The organism is Paraburkholderia sp. CI2 (genome assembly GCF_014201055.1).
GTDB lineage: Bacteria > Pseudomonadota > Gammaproteobacteria > Burkholderiales > Burkholderiaceae > Paraburkholderia > Paraburkholderia tuberum.
On sequence record NZ_JACHDL010000001.1, the window covers coordinates 432,746 to 453,486 of the forward strand.

Genomic DNA, 20,741 nt, shown 5'->3' on the forward strand with positions numbered 1-20,741 from the left:
CTGGCCTCTGATGGTCGCCGCCACGCGCTGGCGCACAGCTAACGCGCGGCGGCGGCGAAAAAGGGGGCGCCGATTGATAACCATTCGACATCAATCGTTCAGAAGATTGCACTTATCGTTTGATTGGCCACGGGCCAAAATTCCCGAAAAGACAAAGAGCGGGACCACCGCATAGCTCGGGATTTCAGGAGACACATTGATGCACCCCTCACCCTCTACCCTTTCGCCGGGACATTCAAAGGCCGCGGCGGTTTTCCGCGTGACGGCCGGAAATTTTCTGGAGCAGTTCGACTTCTTTCTGTTTGGCTTCTATGCGACGCAGATCGCCAACGTCTTCTTTCCGGCCGGGAGCGAATTTGCCTCGTTGATGATGACGTTCGCGGTCTTCGGTGCCGGTTTTCTGATGCGCCCGCTCGGCGCGGTCGTGCTCGGCGCGTACATCGACGACGTCGGCCGCCGCAAGGGGCTCATCGTCACGCTCTCCATCATGGCGAGCGGCACCATCCTCATTGCGTTCGTGCCGGGCTACGCGACCATTGGCCTTGTGGCACCCGCGCTTGTGCTGCTCGGGCGGCTGTTGCAGGGCTTCTCCGCGGGTGCGGAGCTGGGCGGCGTCTCGGTGTATCTCGCCGAGATGGCCACGCCCGGCCGCAAGGGCTTCTTCACGAGTTGGCAGTCCGCGAGCCAGCAGGTGGCGATCGTCGTGGCCGCGGGCCTCGGCTTCGCGCTCAACCAATCGCTGAACGCCGCTACCATCGCGGCGTGGGGATGGCGCGTGCCGTTCTTCGTCGGCTGCATGATCGTGCCGTTCGTCTTCATGCTGCGTCGTAATCTGCAGGAAACCGAGGAGTTCAAGGCTCGCCAGCATCGCCCGAGCATGAAGGAGGTATTCACGACGCTGGTCCAGAACTGGACCGTCGTGATTGCAGGCATGATGCTGGTGGCGATGACCACCGCGAGCTTCTATCTCATCACGGTCTACGCGCCGACTTTCGGCAAGACGGTCCTGCACCTCAGCACCGCCGATAGTTTGCTTGTGACGCTGTGTGTGGCCGTGTCGAACTTCGTGTGGCTGCCGATCGGCGGAGCCCTCTCCGACAGGATAGGCCGCCGGCCGCTCCTCATCGCCATGACGGTGCTCGCCATCGCGACCGCGCACCCGGCCCTGTCGCTGCTCGCTCACGCGCCCAGCTTCCTCAACATGCTGCTCGCCCTCCTTTGGCTCTCGTTCATGTACGGCATCTATAACGGCGCGATGATCGTCGCACTAACGGAAGTGATGCCGGCGCAGGTACGCGTCGCGGGCTTCTCGCTCGCCTATAGCCTCGCGACCGCCGTATTCGGCGGTTTCACACCGGCGATCTCCACGGCGCTCATTCACATGACTGGCGACAAGGCCGCACCCGGCTACTGGATGAGCTTCGCGGCAGCGTGCGCCCTGATGGCGACGTTTGCACTCTATCGCCGCCGCGCAGCGACGCTGACTCCGGCGCACTGATTCGCGTCTCGCTCCGCAGGCGGCTAAACACACAATCTGACACGACTCCGATCATGAGAAATCTGTTTCTGAAACTATGCGCCGCAGCACTGGTCGCAACCTCGGCTGTTGCGGCGAACGTGCAAGCCGCCGACCTGCACGTCATGAGCTCGGGTGGCTTTACCGCAGCGTACAAGGTGCTCGGCCCGAAGTTCGCATCCGGGACGGGCAACACGCTCGACACCGCGCTTGGTCCGTCGATGGGCAAATCGCCCGAAGCGATCCCCAACCGACTTGAGCGTGGTGAGCCCGCCGACGCCGTTATCATGGTCGGATATGCGCTTGACGAACTGATCCAGAAAGGCAAGGTCATCCCCGGATCGCGGGTCGAGCTGGCCGATTCGCGCATCGGCATGGTCGTGCGCGAAGGAGCGGTGAAACCCGATATCAGTTCGGCAGAAGGCCTCCGGCAGACCCTGCTGCATGCGAAGTCGATCGCGTACTCGGACAGCGCAAGCGGTGTCTACATTGAGCGGGAGTTGTTCAGGAAGCTCGGCATCGAGGATCAGGTCAAGCCGAAGGCGAAGATGATCCCGCGGATTCCGGTAGCCTCGGTGGTGGCGAACGGCGACTACGAAATCGGCTTCCAGCAGGTGAGCGAGTTGCTGCCCGTCAAGGGGGCGACCTTCGTCGGAAAGATTCCTGAGTCCCTGCAGTCGGTCACGCGTTTCGCCGCCGGCATTCCCGTCGGCGCACAGCATCCGAAGGAAGCGAAAGCCCTGCTCGACTACCTCGCTTCACCTGGCGTACAGGCAGACGTCAAATCGACAGGGCTAGATACCGTCTCCGCTCATTGACGCAAACCTGAATGAAGGCTTGCCTCAGGCGGCCTTCCTGTCACATCCCCGAGGTATCTCTCGCGGGATCCCCCGCGCCGTCCGCGCCGTCCGCGCCGCCTGGCGCTGCCGCCCCGAGCATTCGCGCAAGACGCGTACGATCGCAAGCACCCTCCCACATCGAAACGAAGATCACCGCGCAGGCGTTGCTGATCACGCTCGTCAGGGCGCGCGCCTCGGACATGAAGCGGTCGATGCCCACCAGTAGCGCCACCCCGGCGACGGGCAGATCGGGAATCACCGTCAGCGTCGCGACGAGCGCCACTAATCCGCTGCCCGACACACCCGCCGCCCCCTTGGAGGTGAGCAACATAACGGCGAGCATCATCGCGATTTGCGGCGCGGAAAGCGGCACGTCGCACGCCTGCGCGATGAACATCGAGGCGAGCGTCAGATAGATCGCGGTGCCGTCGAGATTGAACGAGTAGCCTGCGGGCAGCACAAGCCCCACAACGCCCTTGTCGCAGCCGAGCGCCTCGAGCTTCGCGATCAGGCGCGGCAGTACCGGCTCCGTCGACGATGTCGCGAGAACGATGAGCAACTCCTCGCGCATGTAGCGCAAGAGCCGCCAAAGTGCGAAGCCGTGCAGCCGCGCGAGCGGAGCGAGCACCAGCGCAATGAACAGCAGGCATGCCACGTAGAAGGACACCATCAACATCCCGAGCGATCCGACCGAGCGGATGCCGAAGCGGCCCACCGTGAAAGCCATCGCGCCGAATGCCCCGAGCGGAGCGAGTCGCATGATCATCGCGAGGATGCGGAACAGAGCCTGGGCAATGCCGTCGATGAGCGCGAGCACCGGCCTGCCCGCCTTCGGACAGGAATTTAGCGAAAAACCGAAGAGCAGCGAGAGCAGCAGCACTGGCAGCACCTCGCCCTTGTCGAAGGCGCCAAGCATCGTCTCGGGGATGACGCTCAGCGCAAATGCGACAAGGCCGCCCGGCTGCGCGTGCTTCGCATATTGCGCGAGGATGCTCGCGTCCAGATGGTTAGCGTCGATGTGCATGCCCGCGCCGGGCCGCAGCACGAAGGCCGTGACGAGTCCGAGCGCAAGCGCCACGGCTGTCAAAAAATAGAAGAGTCCCAGCGCCTGAAAAATTGTGCGCCCGATGGCCTTCCCGCTCGCAAGCGACGTGATCCCCGAGACGATCGTGCAGAAAACGATCGGCGCAATCATCATCCTCACGAGGCCGATGAACCCGTCGCTCAAGGGCTTGAGCAGCGGGCTCGCTTGCGGCAGGAAGTGACCGAACGCCATGCCGAGCATCATGCCCAGCAAAACCTGCAGATAGAGCGAACGAAGCGGTCTTGCCAACCTCACGATGCGGTTTTCCTGCCTGGCGGCTCTTTTGGAGACGTGTTATTGCCCACGGCATCGCTGCATGCGACGCCGCCGCGCTTCATCTCGACAATCGTTCTGTGAAACTCCTGCGCAGCCGGTGTAAGTGGACGTCCGCGGCGTCTCACGATTCCCACGCGCCGCTTCACCACCGGTTCGACGAGCGGCACGCTCGTGAGGATGGGGTGATCGCGCCCGGGCATGGCCATCGACGGCACTGCGGCGACACCGAGCCCCGCCTCGATTAAACCGAGCATGGTCGTTACGTGACGCGTCTCGCAGACGCTCGGCGCACGCGGCGCCACGGCCGACAGCGCCTGATCGAGCAGCAGTCGGTTGCCGGAAGTTTTGTCCACCGAGACGTACTCGTACTCGTAAAGCTCGTTCCAGGTCACGCGTTTTTTGCGCGCGAGCGGGTGATCACGGCGGCAGGCGGCCACGAAGCGCTCCTGCAGAAGAACCTTGAACTCGACCTCGGACTCCTGGCTGCCCAGAAAGCTCACGCCGAAATCCGCCTCTCCGCTGATGACGACGCCAAGCACCTCATTCGCGCTCATATCCAGCATCTTGACCCTGATGCGCGGGAAGCGGCGATGATAGCTCGCGACGGCGCTCGGCAGGAAGTAGTAGGCCACCGAAGGCACGCAGGCGATGGTGACATGTCCCAGTCGGCTCGAAGAAACGTCGCGGATGCCGAGCAACGCGACGTCGAGATCATCAAGCAGCTGCTCGGCGCTCGGCGCGAATACCCGGCCGACGGTGGTGAGCGTGACGCTGCGCGTGGTGCGCTCGAATAGACGCACGCCGAGTGCTTCCTCGAGCTTGTCGATCCGGCGGCTCAAGGCCGGCTGCGAAATGCTCACCGCCTCGGCGGCCTTGCGGAAGCTTCCCAGTTCCACTACTGCTCGAAACGCCTGCAAGTCGTTCAAGTCGAAGTTGATACCCACGGAGTCATCCTCCACATCCTGGATGTGGCTATTTTGCATGAAGCAGCTCAAAGCGCCCGTTGCGAACTACGCCCGTTCGCTCGGCCCTCCGGCGGTACTGCAGACGTGAGGCGCGACGGGCCGGTTTCACGGACTCAGCCGTCATTCACATGAGAGACGCGGGCATCGCCCTCTGGCCGACAACGGGCGAAAGCACGGCGCGCCAAAGTCGTGTGAGACAGCAGCAGGGCGCTAGAAAAGCGAGGCCTCTCGATGACAGTGTGGGTCGATACGCATCAACGCGACGGAGCGCTAAGCACCAGCGCCACCGCGCAGGCAGGTGCGAACGCGGCACCAGCGCCTGACGATGACATGACGCGCGCGGAGGCTATCGCGAGAAAGTTGATCGGGAAGAGCGATAGCTTGGGCTCTCATGACGCCGGTGAGGATTGAGTTCGTGCTTCTCGTGCGACGGGCCGTCGCGAGGCCCGATGTCCCTGCCGGGGCGCGGCGTGCCGGACTTGCGGGCAGCCGCGCTCGCAACAGGTCGTCGGGCTATTTGCCAAAATATGAACGTCGTTTATAATAGCGAATGGACGGCCGCAATCTGGCGGCGATCTAGCGCTAGTCGTATGCGGGTGCTCTGTCATCGCGCAGGTATCCGGCTCGGCTTTAACCTTTACGCCGAAAGTTGTGGGTGGTTACGAGGTGTGGGCCACACTACACGAGGAGCTCGCCGTGCCACGCGAAGCCGTCACCGCTTGCCGCATCTGCGCCGGCAACTGTTCACTGCGCTTGACCCTGGACGACGCCGGACGCGTCGTTGCTGCGCGCGGCGACCGCGACAATCCGCTCACGCGCGGCTACGCCTGCATCAAGGGCGCGTATCTGCATGAGGCGCATAACAGCGCGGAGCGGCTCCTGCACCCGCTGAAACGGCAGCCCGATGGCAGTTTCGTGCAGATGCCGCTTGACGTGATGCTGGCCGAGATCGCGGCGCAACTCCAGGCACTGATCGAGCGCCACGGCGCCGATGCGGTCGCAGCCTTTCGCGGCACCATGAACTACTCTAACCTCGCCGCCAATCATATGTTGCCCGCCTTCCTCGCGGCGCTGGGTTCGAATTCGTTTTTCTCTACAATGACCATCGACCAGTCAGCCAAATGGGTGGCATTTGAGCGACTGGGCGGCTGGGCCGCCGGCAAAGATCCGTATGCGCTCGCCGACGCGCTATTGTTCGTCGGCACCAATCCGCTGGTGTCGCTATCCACGTTCAACTTTGCATTGCAGAATCCGGTCAAGCAGCTCCACGAAGCGAAGGAGCGCGGCCTGAAGCTGGTGGTGATTGATCCACGAGAGACAGAGACCGCCCGCCATGCCGATGTCTTCCTGCAGGTGCTGCCGGGCGAGGACCCGACCGTCCTGGCTGGCCTGCTGCGCATCATTCTGTGTCGCGGCTGGCACGATGCTGAATTCTGCGCGCGCTACGTCAAGGACCTGCGACGACTGGCGCGCGCGGTCGAGCCGTTCACGCCCGACTACGTCGCCCGGCGCGCCGGCGTAAGCGTCGAAGGGCTCGAAGCCGCCGCTGCGGCCTTCGCGGAACCGGTCCGGGAGGCCGGCGGCCTGCGCCGCAAGCGTGGCTCGGCCGCGTCGGGAACCGGGCCCAACATGGCGCCGCACTCCAATCTGGCCGAGCATCTGGTCGAATGCCTCAACGTCGTGTGTGGCCGCTTCGCTCGCCCCGGCGACCCTGTACCGAACCCCGGCGTAGTCGCCCCACGCTACCAGCGCCGCGCCGAAGTGATTGCGCCACGCCGTTCCTGGGAATCCGGCTGGAAGAGCCGTGTCGGCGGCTATGGCATGCTGTTCGGCCAGAAGATGAGCGGCACGCTGGCCCAGGAAATCACTACGCCTGGCGCCGGCCAGATCCGCGCGCTGTTGGTCGACGGCGGCAATCCAGTCGATGCCGTGCCCGACCAGCGCCGCATCGCCGATGCGCTGCGCCAACTGCAACTGCTGGTATGCATCGAGCCTTTCATGACTAACACTGCGCGGCTCGCGCACTACGTGATTCCACCGAAGCTGATGTTCGAGCGCGCCGACCTGCATTCGCGCGACTATGAGTCCTACATCATGTTTCAGCCTTACGCACAATACTCGGCCGCCGTGGCGACGCCGCCGGAGGGATCCGAAGTCGTGGACGACTGGTTCGTATTCTGGGATCTGGCGCGGCGCCTGGGCAAGACCATCATATTCGACGACGTTCCGCTCGATATGCGCGCAGCTCCGACCACCGAAGAGCTGCTGGCGATCCTGGTTCGCCACGGCTCGATCTCATTTGACGAACTGAAGCTGTACCCACAAGGGAAAGTCTACGAGATCGAACCGATGATCGTGCAGCCCGGCGAGCCAGGGAACGCCGCGCGCTTCGACGTGATGCCGGACGACGTCGAGTGCGAACTGGCGGGCGTACTGAACGAAGCGGGGGCTCCGCCGGGGTTCACGCATCGCCTGGCGGTGCGGCGCGTGCGCGACGTGCAGAACACCATGTACCACCACCTGCCCGCGGTGCGCCGACGCATGGCGTTCAATCCGGCCTTTGTGCATCCCGATGACCTGGCTGCTCAAGGACTGACCGAAGGCCAGTGCGTGGCCATTGTTTCGCCGCATGGCCGCATTCGAGCCATCGTCAAAGGGGACGCCGCGCTGCGCCGAGGCGTCGTGTCCATCCCGCACGGCTGGGGACCGATGCCCGACGAGGAGCCCGAGACCTACGCCGGCGCCAATCCAAACCAGTTGCTCAGCACTACAGTTGGTCTTGATCCGATCAACGCCATGCCGGTAATGAGCGCGATGCCGGTACGCATCGAAGCTGTAGTCTGAATCGCAAGAGAGAACCCCGTTCGAATCGAACGATTTGTTTCCGAGCGCGACGATGCAGCTACCCGGCCGTCCTGCCGTCGATACGCTACTGCGGGTCGTGCAACAAACTGAGCGCAGCCCAACGCGTCGGCCGATTACCGCCCGCGGCTGGCGCCCGTAGAACACGCTAAGGCTTGACGAATCTCAGCGTCATGCGATCCGATTCACCGATTGCGGCGTAGCGCGAGCGGTCGACGTCACCGCCCGCGTAGCCCGGCGGCAGCGACCATACGCCATGCGGATAATCTTTCGTATCTCGCGCGTTCGCGTTGATTTCGCTGCGTTGCGCGAGCACGAAGCCGGCCGCCTGTGCCCGGTCAATCACGAAAGCTTCAGTCACATATCCGGTTTCGATCATCTGCTGTACCGTCGAGCCGGGCCGGGCGCGATGTTCTTCCACGCCAAGTTCGCCCCCGTGCTTCAGCGCGTCATGGAACGCACGCAGATTGGCATCGAGCTGCCCATCCTTGATCCAGTTGTGAATGTTGCGAAAAGTAAGCACGCGATCGAACCGCTCGTGTGCATCGAAGCCGAAAAACTGGCCCGCGTGCAATGTGCCGACCACGACGTTCCCGTAGATTGCGGGGGCGCCCGCGAGCTTGCGCAAATACTCTGCATCGATTGACCGGTCTTCCGAGGCCAGGTCCGCGGACGTGCTCAGATATTGCGCTTCGTACAGGTGACCCGCGTCGTGCAGATAGGGCGCCAGAATGTCCGTGTACCACCCGCCGCCCGGCGCGATCTCCAGCACGGTTTGCGTCGGACTCAGATCGAAGAAGCGCAACGTCTGCGCCGGGTGACGATAGACGTCGCGCGCCCGGGCGGTCTGACTGCGTTGCGGATTGGCGACCGCCAGGTCGAGCGCCTTCGCCTCGGAAGCTTGCGAAGGTGTGACATGACCGCTCAGCTGTGAGGAGGAAACGCATCCGGCCATGATCGTCGCGATCACCGTCATCGCGAAACGGACAGCACGACGCTTCGAATATTCCACCAGGGTCGAGCGCACGAGAATCGGCTTCATAGGCACCGCGCGGAGTTGACATGGCACACACGATACCCGCTCCTTCGAAGTTCGTGTTTGCCGCACTGCTGGCCGGTGCATCGATGTCCGCGCATGCCGTCGCGCCGGGAAGGACCCCAGTCCTCGAGCCCGCGTGTCAGGGAGCGGGCGATGCCTTGTAGGTGTCTTCTATTGCCGTCAGCGTATCGAACGCGAGGTCCAGGTCCTGTTTGAAAGTATCGAGCACCTTTCGTTCGCGGGTGGGGCGCGTTCATTTCATTCTCACGCAATGACTTAGACCGGAAAACCTACCGGGACCAAATAGACGACGGTCTGGGCGTGCGGCAGGCCGAGCTTGCGCGCCGCCGGAGCTCCGTCGACGGCGCCCACGGGCACCGCGACGAGCCCAAGCGTGACGACCTGGAGCAGCATGTTCTGGGTCGCGTGCCCGACCTCGAGATCGGCATACAGATTCGCTCTCCCGCCATACCTCGCGGTCAGCCGACTGGGGTCGGCGGCCACCACGAGCAAGGCCGGGGCCGCCTCGACGGACGCCTGGTTGACCGCCAGTGCTCTCAGCTCGGGGCGCAGGTCGTGGGTCGCCCGCGTCTCGGCCCGGTGGCCATCAGGCAGATAGTGCATCACCTCCGTGGCGGTCACCACGTAAAGTTCGAGCGCGTACAAAGCGCCGGCCGCCGGAGCCGCGCGCTTGCCGTCCGAGCTGGTGATGCCCTGCCCGGCCCACAGCAGTTGGCCAATGGCCTCGACGGGCAGCGGCTTTGGCGCGAATCTGCGCACGGACCTGCGCTTCTCGATGGCTTCTTCGAGGGACAGCGTGCCTTTGAGGTTGGGCTTGGGCAGATCGATCTGACCGGTGAATTTCGCCTGGCTTGCCTGCGCCAGGCCGGTAGAACCCTCGGCGAGCGCGCCTGCGGCCAGCGCAACCAACAGTTCACGGCGTTTCATCGGCACCTCCATCAGCAAAAAAGCAGGCTGGCCGGCAGAGCCTGCAGCCTGCGCGAATCTCAGTGCTGCAGATTTGCCGCCTCGTCTGTTGCGGGGCGGTCCGCCGAGCGGCAACGGCGCAGTCGACCATTCGCGCGGAGCAAACACGAACACGGCTAAGCGACGGAACCCACGACCGGTGTGCGCCGCACTTCCGACAGGTAGATCAGGATCAGCGAAACCCAGACGATCCCGGTGACGACGCCCATGGAGCGAACTATCTTGTCGTGCTGCCGGCGCTGGCGGTCAGCATCCTCCCATTGCCGGTGTTCATCTGTGACAGCACCATGACCATCCGAGGACTGGGGACGGGGGGCCGTGAAGTAACGTAACCTGTCCAGAAAGTGGCTCATGCGCGTCCTGCCTCTATCAGACCAGGCCGGTGCAAGCTCAAAGCGATGCCCGGCACGCAAGCACCTAAACGCCATCTGGCATAGTGACAGGTACGGTGTCTGCCTCAATCGGACTTTGGTCCTACAATCGCCGCCCGCGGGTGGTGTAGGGTTGTCATGCGCAACCGACAGGAGAGCAATCATGTGCCGCTGGCTCGCTTATACCGGCAATCCGCTTCAGCTCGAAACCGTGCTGTTCAACGCCCGGCATTCGCTGATCGATCAGAGCATGCATTCCCGGCTCGGCGCCACCACCACCAATGGCGACGGATTCGGGATCGGCTGGTATGGACATCCCACTGACATTCCGTTTCGCTACCGCTGCATCCAGCCCGCGTGGAGCGACCGCAATCTACGCGAGGCCGCGCGGGCAATCCACTCGCCGCTGTTCGTCGCGCACGTGCGCGCGGCGACCGACACGCCGTCGCAGGAAACCAACTGTCATCCGTTCCGCCACGGCCGCTGGCTGTTCGCGCACAACGGCCTGGTGCGCAACTATCCGGCGGTGCGCCGCGACCTGATGGTGAAGATCGACCCCGATCTGTTCCCGTCCATCGAAGGCTCGACCGATTCCGAGGTGCTGTTTTTTCTCGCGCTGACCTTCGGGCTGGAGCTCGCGCCCGTCACCGCGCTCGAACGGATGGTCGGCTTCGTCGAAGCCACCGGCCGCCGGCATGGCGTGGATGAACCGCTGAACATGACCGTGTGCGCGACCGACGGCGAGCAGATCATCGCGGTCCGCTACTCGAGCGAAGGACAGTCGCGCTCGCTGTTTCACAGCACGTCGTTCCGTCATCTGCGCGAGTTGTATCCCGACGACGAGCGCATCAAGACGGCCGGCGAGAATGCGTTCCTCGTGTTGTCCGAGCCGCTCGCGGACTTGGCGGGCTTTTGGGAGGAAATTCCCGAGAGCACGGCGGTGGTCGCGCGCGGCGGCGAGATTGGGCAGTATGCGTTCAAGCCGCGACTGGACTGAGCCGCGCATGGACTGAGTCGCGCCAAGCCAATCGTGCTCGAAGACTTGCCTGACGCGATCGACGAGATCCAGTTGCGGACGAAGCCTCTCGCGCACCATGCGTGACGGTGTCCGCCGGCACGGCCCAAAGTTCGTTACTCCGTTTAGAAACCCGCATTTCCGCGCACTGTCAGCGAAGGCGCCTTGCGCATCTTCGCCGGTGCGCTCGTCGAGCGCGTCCATGATGTGTAGCCGATTCCTATGCCCGCCTTCCGAAGCCGCGCGACGCTGGCACGAACGCCCGGGCCCGCGACTTGCTAAACGTTGCCGCGAGGTGACACATATATGAACGACGAAGAATTGATCGAGCCGGAATCCGCCGTACGCGATTCCGTGGAGCGATCCTGGATCAGACGCCTGGGCCCTGGCCTGATCACGGGCGCCGCGGACGACGATCCGTCAGGAATCGGCACCTATTCGCAGGCCGGCGCGCAGTTCGGATTCAACCTTCTGTGGGTGATCCTGATCACGTATCCATTGATGACCGCAATACAGCTGGTGAGCGCGCAGATTGGCCGGGTAACCGGCAAGGGCCTCGCGTCCAACATACGCGCGCATTATCCGGCATGGCTGCTGTACGGCGCGGTCGCCCTGCTCGTCGTGGCGAACGTGATCAACATCGCCGCCGATCTGTCGGCGATGGGCGCCGCGGCCGAATTGCTGCTGCCAGGTCCGCAGCACCTTTATGTCGTCGGCCTCGGGACGCTCTGCGTCGTTCTGCAGATTTTTGTCCCCTACGACAGTTATGCGCGCGTTCTGAAGTGGACCGCCCTCTCGCTTCTTTCGTACGTCGCGGTCGCATTCATCGTTCCGATCCCCTGGGGTGAAGTCGCGCGCGCCATTGTGTTGCCGCGCATCTCGCTGACGTCGGACTATCTGACCATGGTCGTCGCGGTGCTGGGCACGACGATCAGTCCGTACCTGTTCTTCTGGCAGGCGTCGCAGGAAGTCGAAGAAATGCGCTCGGCACCGGAACAGGCGCCGTTGCGCCGCGTACCGCACCAGGCGCCCGCGCAGTTGCGAAGGATCCGTTTCGATACGTGGGTTGGCATGGGGGTGTCCAACTTCGTCGCATTCTTCATCATGTTGACGGCGGCGGCTACGCTGCATCTGCATCACATCGACGTGAAAACCTCGGCCGATGCCGCGCGCGCGCTCGAGCCGTTTGCCGGGCGCTTCGCTTACGTCCTGTTTGCGCTCGGCATCATCGGAACCGGCCTGCTCGCGCTGCCGGTCCTCGCCGGCTCGGCCGCCTACGCCGCCGCGGGCAGCTTTCGCTGGCGCAGCAGTCTCGCGTTGCATCTGACGCTCGCGCGTGAATTCTATGCGGTGATCGCACTGGCCATCCTGGGCGGTGTGGCCATCACCTTCATGCATTTCGACCCGATCCGCGCGCTGTACTGGAGCGCGGTGATCAATGGCGTTACCGCGGTGCCGATCATGGTCATCATGATGCTGATGGCGCGAAGCCGGCGGGTCATGGGACAGTTCGCCGTCAAGGGCGTGCTGGCCTGGGGAGGATGGCTAGCAACGCTCGCGATGGCGCTGGCGGCTGTAGGCATGTTCGTACCGTCGTAACAGACGCGTGCCACCGTGAACCCGGCTTGCGCACGGAACAGCGGTGCGCCGCAATTCGGGCCGCACGGGTTGCGCAACGGCAAGCGAATCTGAACTTCCCCGTTTCAGGTTCGTCTGAACGGTGCATCCGGCCGGCGACAGCGCCGTCACATGCTGACGGTTTGCCGACAACAGCGAGGCCGCTCCCGTTCGACGATCAAGGAGGATTGCAAATGCCGAAAAAGCGTTCAGATGAATCGCCAACCGCACGCGGCAACCGCAGCGACAGGATTCTCGCCGCGCCCGTTTTCTCGCAGCCACAACCCACGCCGGACCCGCAAACTTTCGTGGTCAGGCACGCATCCGATGCCGCAGCCTACAAGGTCATCGACGAACTGAACCGCGAGCACAAACTGAAGGCGCTGCCGTTTCCGCCACCGCGCGGCGGCACCGAGCCCCGGCTGACGTTTGCGGAGGTGGTGGACAACAACCAGAAGCTCCTCGATACGATCAGCGCGAGCGGACAGATCGTCTTTCACGCCACCGGCGATTGCGGCAGTACGAAAGGTCCGTCCACCCAGAATGAAGTTTCGGACAAGATGGTCAGCGACTTCGACGAAGCCGATCCCGCCGAGGTGCCGCAATTCAACTTCCTGCTGGGCGACATCGTCTACAGCTTTGGCGAAGCGCAGTACTACTACGATCAGTTCTATGAGCCGTACCGCAACTATCATGCGCCGATTCTCGCCGCTGCCGGCAATCACGACGGAATGGTTTCGCCGTTGCAGCATGAGAAGAGCCTGCAGGCGTTTCTGAGGAACTTCTGCTCCGACTGCTTCCAGGTCTCTCCCGATGCGGGCAACCTTTCACGGACGGCGCAAATCCAGCCAGGCGTTTTCTTCACGTTCGAGGCGCCGTTCGTGCGCATCATTGCGTTGTACAGCAATACGCTCGAGGACCCAGGCGTGATCGCGGACCGTCACATCGGCAACAGCCAGCTGAAGTTCCTGAAAGCGGCGTTATTGCGGGTGAAGAAAGAGAACTATCGAGGCGCCCTGCTTTTCGCGCATCACCATCCGCCCTATGTGGCGCGTGGCCGTCATGGCTGGAGCGTCGACATGCAACAGCAGATCGATACCGTTTGCAATGAGGTCGGTATCTGGCCGCATGCCGACCTCGCGGGACACGCGCACAACTATCAGCGCTTTACGCGAACCCGTTCCGATGGCACCCACATCCCTTACATCGTTTGCGGGAACGGCGGTCACGCCGTACAGCGACTCACCACCAACGGACAGCCGCCCCTTCGCGCGCCGCAACTGATCCAGGCTGCGTCGAAAGACACGGATGCCGTGGTCCTCGAAAGCTACGACGACCGCAACTTCGGCTATTTACGGCTCGTCGCCAACGCGAGGCAACTGCGTATCGAATACCATCCCGCCGTTGACGGACCCAACACGAAGACCCCCGACGATCAGGTGACCATCGATCTGGCCACCCGGCAGGTCGCTCACTACGTGGCTCGCGACTCGGGAATACCCGCTCTTGCGGAGCGCATTCGTCAGTTCGCGCAGGTCAAGCCCCACCAAGGCTGATGGGCGCGCAATCCGCCCCCGATCTCATGCGAACCGCGGTTCCCGCGCGTTTCCCCGCATTAAAGATTTGTGACTTCCTACCGTAATAATAAAAGTGAGGCGGCTCGCAGCGTTCGAGCCGTCGCTCAACCCGGTAGCCGGAGAACAGCGTGAGATTCAAAGCGGCTTCGTGCCCTAAAGAAACCAAACCGATTGAGTCCCGGGTCGATAGCGACGCACATGCCAATGGCTGGTCAGCCCGCAACCAGCAGTTTCTTTCCTATTTCCTGTCGCGGTACGGTCAACGCAGGACCATACCGTTGTCGAGTCTCTGCATTGCCGTCGTTGCCGGCGTTGGCATCGGTGCTCTTGTGCATCAAGCGGCCGGTGAAGCAGCGATTACCCTACGTGTCGCATTGTCGATGGTGTCGGGCGTCGCCGGTCTCGCGATCGTTCGTCGCAAACTCGGCCTGGATTACGCGCGGCAAAGCGCCGCCACCGCACTGGCGAGCGGGCTTCTGCACGCGAATCGCGACTGCCTGAAGGTGCTCGCTACCGACGGAAAAATGCTGCGGGTGTCGGAGCATGGCGCGATGTTGATGGAAGCGGAGTCACCGGAGCAACTGTCCGGCGCGGACTGGCTCGCATTCTGGACCGGCGAGGACCGCACGGCGGCCGAGAAGGCTTTGGCGGGCGCCGTTTCCGGCAAGAGCACATCGTTCACTGGAAGCTGTGCGACGACGAGGGGGCGTACCAGGTGGTGGAACTCCACGCTCACGCCAGTGACGGGCGACGACGGTGCGGTGAGCGCGCTGCTTTGTGCTTCCGAGGACGTCACCCAGCAATCCGAGCTGTTGAAGACACTGCGCGAACGCGATGAATTGATGCATGAGATGGAGTTGCATGTCCGGCTCGTGTTCTATTCGTATAGCTCGCATTTTGAACACTGTCATCATGTCAGCGCAGGTGTCGAAAGCGTGTTCGGCATTACGCCTCAAGAGCTTGGCAACAGGCCTTCCGCGTGGCTCGATCTCGTGGTGCCGGAGGACCTGGAGCCATTGCTCGCCGAGATGAACCGCGTCGCGTCCGAAGTGGCGGAAGGTCGCGTCGAATACCGCATCCGCCGTCCGGATGGTTGCCTGCGCTGGATCAGAAGCACGGCCTATCCCGTGTGCGACGGCTCCGCGAACGTGGTGCGCATCGTCGGTGTCAGCGAGGACATCACGCTGGAACAGGAGCGCCTCGCGGCGCTCGACCATCTGGCCTACACCGATGGCCTGACAGGTTTGGCTAACCGGGGCGCGCTGATCCGCCAGATGAAGACGCTTTGCAGGCAGAACGTCGCCTTCAGTCTGATGTTCGTCGATCTCGACCGATTCAAGGTCCTGAACGATACGCTGGGCCATACGGCCGCTGACCGTCTGTTGCAGGACATCGCCAAAGTCATTCAGGGAGCGCTTGCGCCGGATGCCTGTGTAGCGCGCCTCGGCGGAGACGAGTTCGCGGTGATCGTCAGGGGCGAGAGCGACAAGGCCACGTTGGCGAGCCTGGCGCAGTCTCTGCTGAACCTGTTTTCAAGCAACGTTCGAAAAGACCACGCCGCGCCATTCGTCACGGCGTCGATCGGCATATCGATCTTTCCCGAGCACGGCCGCAATCACGAGGCGCTGCTGACGAGCGCGGATATCGCGATGTATGCGGCGAAAAAAGGCGGTCGCAACGGCTTCCGGTTCGCCGACGAAGCATCCAGCGATGTGCTCGGCGATTTCGAACTCGAGTGCAGTCTGCCCACGGCGCTGGCGTCGAACCAATTCGTGCTGCATTTCCAGGGTATTCATGAGCCAGCCTCTCTGGCGGTGAAAGGCGTCGAAGCACTGGTTCGATGGAATCATCCAGCACGAGGCCTGGTGGGTCCGGGCAGCTTCATTCCGATCCTCGAAGAAAGCGGGTTCATCGTCGAAGTCGGGGCATGGGTCGTGGACGCGGCCCTCGCTCAACTGGCCGTCTGGCAGGCCGCCGGAAGAAAAGAGCTGTCCATGTCGGTGAACGTGTCCGCGCGTCAGCTCAGGGATGACTCGCTTGTCGCCATAGTCGACCAGGCGCTGCGAAAACACCGGGTGCCGCCGCGCTGCCTCCAGATCGAACTGACCGAAAGCGCGTTGATGGAAAACCCCTCGCTCGCGCAGGCAACGCTGATGGCGCTCAAGCGACTTGGCGTGCGCATCGCCATCGACGACTTCGGAACGGGATACTCGAGCCTGCGTTATCTGGCCGATTTTTCGCCGGACATCGTCAAGATCGACCGCTCGTTTACGGCAACGCTGGGACGCGACGCGGGGGCCGCGTCGATCGTTCGGGGCATCATTCAGATGTCGCACGAACTCGGCATCAAAGTGACGGCCGAAGGTGTCGAAACGAATCCACAGCTGCATGCGCTGCGCGACGCAGGCTGCGACTACGTGCAAGGGTTCTTTTTGACGAAGCCGATGAATGCGGAGAATCTGGTTCAGTGCGAAAGCTTCGTGCCTTTGTCCGCAGCGGGAGCAACCAGCTACTGCTCCCACTGACGAACAGCTCCGCGACGACCGGGCGCAATTAGCGATTGCCGGCCTCGACCTACATACGATGACGCAGCCAACCAGGTTCCGTTCCGGTTCTCGCCTTTGCCCTCAATGCGTGCGCACCGGTTGCCCGCTCTATCCCGCACTCATCGCCGCGCCTCTTTCCACTCGATGCAGGGCCGCGACCTTCGCTTCGGCAGCTTGAATGTCGGCGGGATACGAACCATCGTCGCCGACCGACGGGTTATATCCGGCCGCTTCCAGCTCCTCGAGTGCCGGAGCCGAGTTGCATCCGGCGCAACGCGGCTTGTATCCGCAACGTCATGCGAACGTCCCGCTGGTCTCGTGCGTCACGACCTGTTCCGATGCGCGGGCCATATCGACGATGTTCATTTGATCACCCATTTGCCGTCAGTCTTACCTGCAAGAACGCGGGGATGCGGTGGTTATTCCCGATTCGATTTACGTGGCTTCGCAGTGTCGAGCGAGTACGACACTCTGGTGCGCCCGCGATGACGATTCGGCGCGCGTTGCGTGAGTTAGCCGACTATGATTGATTGGTTGATTCTGGCCGACCGGAACCACATCGACAGGCCGATGAAAGACTTCTACCAAATCGAATGCAAGTGCGGATATGCGGTGTCGGGCGGTATTGCGCGCAAGACGCGGCGTGGCGTTGCGCACGCGGTGGCCGCGCCGTTGGCAAAAACAACAAAGGTCAAAGGTCATGGGTACGTCATGGCATAGGGGGCTGATGCCGCGACGTCCGGTGCCGTCTCCAGGCCTCATTGGAAGGAGACACGGCGATGAACTTGAGCAGAGAGTCGTGGCGCGCGCGTGGGCGCGTGCCGTCGTGGGTGGGGGCCTGCTGTGTGCTGGCGCTGTGCGCGATGTGGAGCCACGGCGCGTACGCGGGTTCGACAGCAGGACAATGCCAGGGCGAGGCATGCAAAAGGCACGAGCCACCACCCCGATCGAAACTCAGCTGTCCGAATCTGAATGGATTGACCATCCGCGCCCGTGAGATCGGTTTGCCGACGACAGGCGCCGTCGTCACCTCGACGACCCAGATGGCCGCGAGCGGCAGCGGTGCGACGGCTACCGGGTCGTACTGCCTCGTGGCCGGCGCGATTCATCCGGTCGATCCATCCGCGCCAGACATCCTGTTCAACGTCGCGTTGCCGGACGAGTGGAACGGCAAGATCCTGATGCTCGGCGGCGGGGGTTTCGACGGCTCGATTCCCGCCATCACAGGTAACGTGCCGAGCGCGCCGGCGGCTCTGCCGGGACCGTTGTCGCGCGGCTACGCGGTGTTCGCGAGCGATTCCGGGCACGAGGCGACCAACGGTTCGGTGAACGGCGCGTTCTCCGTCAACGCCGAGGCCTACGACAACTTCATGGGCGAAGCGCTGAAGAAAACGCATGACGCCTCGCTCGTGATCATCGACGCGCATTACGGCACGCATCCGTCCAGGGCGTATTTCGCGGGCGGCTCAACTGGCGGGCGCGAGGCGCTGACCGTCGGGCAGCGCTGGCCGCGCGACTGGGACGGCATCATCGCGTTCTATCCCGCGTACGACTTTACGACGCTGAGCCTTCAGCAATTGCGCGTGACCGAAGGCTTCGCGGCGCCCGGCGCATATCTCGACACAGCGCAGCGCGCGCTGCTGCTCAACGCGGTCATGCAGGCTTGCGACGGACTCGACGGCGTGGTCGACGGTCTCATCAGCAACGTGCAGGCGTGCAATGCGACGTTCAACCCGGCGACGGCCAGCGTCGACGGCAAGCCTTTGCGTTGCGCCGGCGGTATCGCGCGCGGCGACACGTGCCTGTCGGACCGGCAGATCGCGGCGCTGAACACGATGAACACGCCGCTCGTGTTTGCGTACCCGCTCGAAAGCGGCGAAACGCTGTATCCCGGCTATAACGTGTATGGCGCCGATCTCGGGGTGGGCAGCAGTTCACCGCTCGAAGGCACCGTCACGACGCTCGCGCTCGGCACGACGCAGCCGTCGTATCCGCTGCAAAGCACCGCGATGTTCGACGGCCAGATCGCCGACGACTTCGTCCGCTACACGGTGATGGACAACCCGGACGCAGACTCGCTGCAGTACAACCCCGCAATTGCCGGTCGATGGTCCGGCCGCGTCAGCATGCTGTCGGGGCTTGACGCGACCGATGCGAACCTGACGCCCTTCATGCAGCACGGCGGCAAGTTGCTGATGGCGCACGGCACCGTCGATCAGACCGTCAGCACGCGGGCAACCGAGATCTACTATCAGCGCATGCTGGTGACGATGGGCTTTGGCACGGTCGGCTCGTTCGCGCGCTTCTATGAGATTCCGGGGCTGCAGCACGCGGTCGGCACCGAGTTCAATGCGTCGTGGGACTCGCTGACGACGCTGGAGAACTGGGTCGAGCACGGCACACCGCCGGCGCATCAGGTGGTCACCGACACGGCGGGTGTGCCGGGACGCACGCGGCCGCTATGCCAGTATCCGGCGTGGCCCAGCTATAACGGCGCGGGCGACGTGAATAGCGCGAGCTCGTTTACCTGCGTGCAGTGAAGCCGGTCATGGAGAGGCTTGCCGGTCGCGGCGCTAACTGGATGAATCGACATCGTGCCGGAATCGACGGCGTTGCGCGGGGTCGGTGATGCAGTCCTCGACCCGCTGGACGAACTCGTCGAAATTCGCGGCATGCCGCGCCTCGCGACTGGCGATCATCTTCGCGATCGGGCCCAGATAGACGGCCAGTTTAACGGCGACGGCATCGACGCTGGCCTGATCGATCGCACTGTCTGGTGACGTGCCCGCGGCGCTCGCGGGCGATACAGCCGATACCTTTGCGGCAGCCGTCGCGACGCGTGAGCCCGGCGATGACGAGGTCATCATCGACATATCGGGCAAGCCAGCCGTCAGCCGCGCGAAGGCCTGCTCGAATTCAAGCCGCGCCGTGCCCGGCAACGCCGCCGCCAGCTGCGCGCCGAGCGTCGGCAGGTCGTTCGTCTGGGTGGCCGCCCGTCGCACCAGAAGGCTCGCGAGCGGGCCCATCTGGGTCGCGAGTTGGCGTTCGATGCGCGCGAGCATCTCGGGCGGCCAACTCGGCGGCGCCGAAGGCACGGGCACAGGTGCGGGGTCGACGCCCGTCGCATGCGCTGGCAAGGAAGCGGACGCTGACCAATACGCGGACGGCGTCACGATAGTCCGGTCATCGTCGGCCGCCGCCGGTGCGACGGCCAACGACCTCAAGCTCGCGAGCCATTCCGCGGCCGAACCGAAGCGGTCGTCCGGCCGCCTCGCGAGTGCTTTCGCGACCATCGCGTCGAGCGCCGGCGGCAACGCGGAGACGATTTCCGATGGCCGGGCCGGCGCATCTTTGATGATCTTCTGCCTGATCGTGGCCGGCGAGCCGACGAACGGCTGGCGGCCGGTCAGCATGCGGTACAGCACGACGCCGGCCGAGAACAGGTCCGCGCGGGCATCGACCGATTCGCCCTCGAACTGCTCGGGCGACATGTAGCTCGGCGTGCCGATCATCCACCCGGACGAGGTTGCGGATGAGCCGATGCGCGCGACGCCAAAATCGGCGACCTTCAGAAGCCCTGCCGCCGTGACGAGCAGATTCGCGGGCTTGATATCGCGGTGCACGACGCCGGCCTCATGCGCATACGCGAGCGCGGCGAGCAGTTGCGCGAGCCAGTGGAAAGCGTCCGACAGCGGCAACGCGTGGCCCGGCACCAGCAATGTATCGAGACCATGCCCGGCGACGTACTCCATCACGATATAAGCCGTATCGCCGTCTTCGCCGAAATCGTGGACCATGACGATGTTCGGATGCGCGAGCCGACCGGCCGCGCGTGCCTCGTTGCGAAAACGCAGCAGCATGTCGCCACTCGTGTCCTCGCCGGCGAGCAGTTCGCGACGCACGGTTTTCAGCGCCACCGGTCTTTCCAGGTGCGGGTCGAACGCGAGATAGACGACGCCCATGGCGCCCGTCCCCAGCACGCGGTCGATGCGGTACTTGCCAATGCGCGTAGGCGTTGCTTCGTAGCTCATTCGGGTTCCGGTCGAG

Annotated in this window: 14 protein-coding genes and 2 pseudogenes; 9 read left to right on the top strand and 7 right to left on the bottom strand. The window is 63.6% G+C overall.

Going from position 1 to position 20,741, the window contains the following annotated elements; genetic code table 11:
* The first annotated feature begins 199 nt into the window (after window positions 1–199).
* Together HDG32_RS01990 and HDG32_RS01995 are read left to right on the top strand one after the other, a co-directional pair.
* Window positions 200–1,498, top strand: coding sequence for an MFS transporter (locus HDG32_RS01990; RefSeq protein ID WP_184062797.1), 1,299 nt, complete (start codon window positions 200–202; stop codon window positions 1,496–1,498).
* Window positions 1,499–1,551: 53 nt separating this feature from the next.
* Window positions 1,552–2,334: a substrate-binding domain-containing protein gene (locus HDG32_RS01995; RefSeq protein WP_184062799.1), complete on the top strand. Its 783-nt coding sequence runs from the start codon at window positions 1,552–1,554 to the stop codon at window positions 2,332–2,334.
* 40 nt (window positions 2,335–2,374) lie between these two features.
* Here the strand turns inward: HDG32_RS01995 and dctA are convergent, their stop codons facing one another.
* Window positions 2,375–3,694 (bottom strand): C4-dicarboxylate transporter DctA, encoded by a 1,320-nt coding sequence (gene dctA / locus HDG32_RS02000; protein WP_184062801.1) that lies wholly within the window; start codon window positions 3,692–3,694, stop codon window positions 2,375–2,377.
* On the bottom strand, window positions 3,691–4,659 hold the full coding sequence (locus HDG32_RS02005; protein ID WP_184063383.1) for a LysR family transcriptional regulator: 969 nt from the start codon (window positions 4,657–4,659) through the stop codon (window positions 3,691–3,693). The genes dctA and HDG32_RS02005 overlap by 4 nt, the downstream gene beginning before the upstream one ends.
* A gap of 717 nt (window positions 4,660–5,376) precedes the next feature.
* Between HDG32_RS02005 and HDG32_RS36960 the strand changes: the two genes are divergently transcribed.
* The gene (locus HDG32_RS36960) at window positions 5,377–7,524 is read left to right on the top strand and encodes a molybdopterin-dependent oxidoreductase (protein ID WP_184062802.1); all 2,148 of its coding nucleotides are present in this window, start codon (window positions 5,377–5,379) and stop codon (window positions 7,522–7,524) included.
* Between the two features lie 166 nt (window positions 7,525–7,690).
* Here HDG32_RS36960 and HDG32_RS02015 read toward each other — a convergent pair whose 3' ends face one another.
* From HDG32_RS02015 to HDG32_RS37150, 3 genes and pseudogenes are all read right to left on the bottom strand, one after another.
* Window positions 7,691–8,584 carry a class I SAM-dependent methyltransferase gene (locus HDG32_RS02015; protein ID WP_184062804.1) on the bottom strand — a complete coding sequence of 298 codons (894 nt, stop codon included), beginning with the start codon at window positions 8,582–8,584 and terminating at the stop codon, window positions 7,691–7,693.
* A 273-nt stretch (window positions 8,585–8,857) separates the two neighbouring features.
* The gene (locus HDG32_RS02020; RefSeq protein WP_184062806.1) at window positions 8,858–9,529 is read right to left on the bottom strand and encodes a SagB/ThcOx family dehydrogenase; all 672 of its coding nucleotides are present in this window, start codon (window positions 9,527–9,529) and stop codon (window positions 8,858–8,860) included.
* Window positions 9,530–9,777: 248 nt separating this feature from the next.
* Window positions 9,778–9,921: pseudogene (locus HDG32_RS37150) on the bottom strand (nitrate reductase); the annotation flags it as partial.
* Window positions 9,922–10,102: 181 nt separating this feature from the next.
* On the opposite strand from HDG32_RS37150, the gene HDG32_RS02030 reads away from it, so the two are divergent.
* The 4 genes from HDG32_RS02030 (at window position 10,103) to HDG32_RS02045 (ending at window position 16,673) form a co-directional block, all read left to right on the top strand.
* A complete protein-coding gene (locus tag HDG32_RS02030; protein WP_090806646.1) occupies window positions 10,103–10,936 on the top strand; it encodes a class II glutamine amidotransferase in 834 nt (277 codons plus the stop codon).
* A gap of 324 nt (window positions 10,937–11,260) precedes the next feature.
* Window positions 11,261–12,553: an NRAMP family divalent metal transporter gene (locus tag HDG32_RS02035; protein ID WP_184062808.1), complete on the top strand. Its 1,293-nt coding sequence runs from the start codon at window positions 11,261–11,263 to the stop codon at window positions 12,551–12,553.
* 212 nt (window positions 12,554–12,765) lie between these two features.
* A complete protein-coding gene (locus tag HDG32_RS02040; protein WP_184062810.1) occupies window positions 12,766–14,127 on the top strand; it encodes a metallophosphoesterase in 1,362 nt (453 codons plus the stop codon).
* A 350-nt stretch (window positions 14,128–14,477) separates the two neighbouring features.
* Entirely contained in the window at window positions 14,478–16,673 is a 2,196-nt protein-coding gene (locus tag HDG32_RS02045; RefSeq protein WP_311539193.1) for an EAL domain-containing protein, read from the top strand.
* 129 nt (window positions 16,674–16,802) lie between these two features.
* Here HDG32_RS02045 and HDG32_RS36115 read toward each other — a convergent pair.
* Window positions 16,803–16,940: pseudogene (locus HDG32_RS36115) on the bottom strand (DUF4148 domain-containing protein); the annotation flags it as partial.
* A gap of 324 nt (window positions 16,941–17,264) precedes the next feature.
* On the opposite strand from HDG32_RS36115, the gene HDG32_RS02050 reads away from it, so the two are divergent.
* Entirely contained in the window at window positions 17,265–17,414 is a 150-nt protein-coding gene (locus HDG32_RS02050; RefSeq protein ID WP_184062814.1) for a hypothetical protein, read from the top strand.
* 59 nt (window positions 17,415–17,473) lie between these two features.
* Window positions 17,474–19,234, top strand: coding sequence for a tannase/feruloyl esterase family alpha/beta hydrolase (locus HDG32_RS02055; protein ID WP_260335494.1), 1,761 nt, complete (start codon window positions 17,474–17,476; stop codon window positions 19,232–19,234).
* Between the two features lie 33 nt (window positions 19,235–19,267).
* On the opposite strand, the gene HDG32_RS02060 is transcribed toward HDG32_RS02055, so the two are convergent.
* Window positions 19,268–20,725 carry a serine/threonine-protein kinase gene (locus HDG32_RS02060; protein ID WP_184062816.1) on the bottom strand — a complete coding sequence of 486 codons (1,458 nt, stop codon included), beginning with the start codon at window positions 20,723–20,725 and terminating at the stop codon, window positions 19,268–19,270.
* Between the last annotated feature and the right edge of the window lie 16 nt (window positions 20,726–20,741).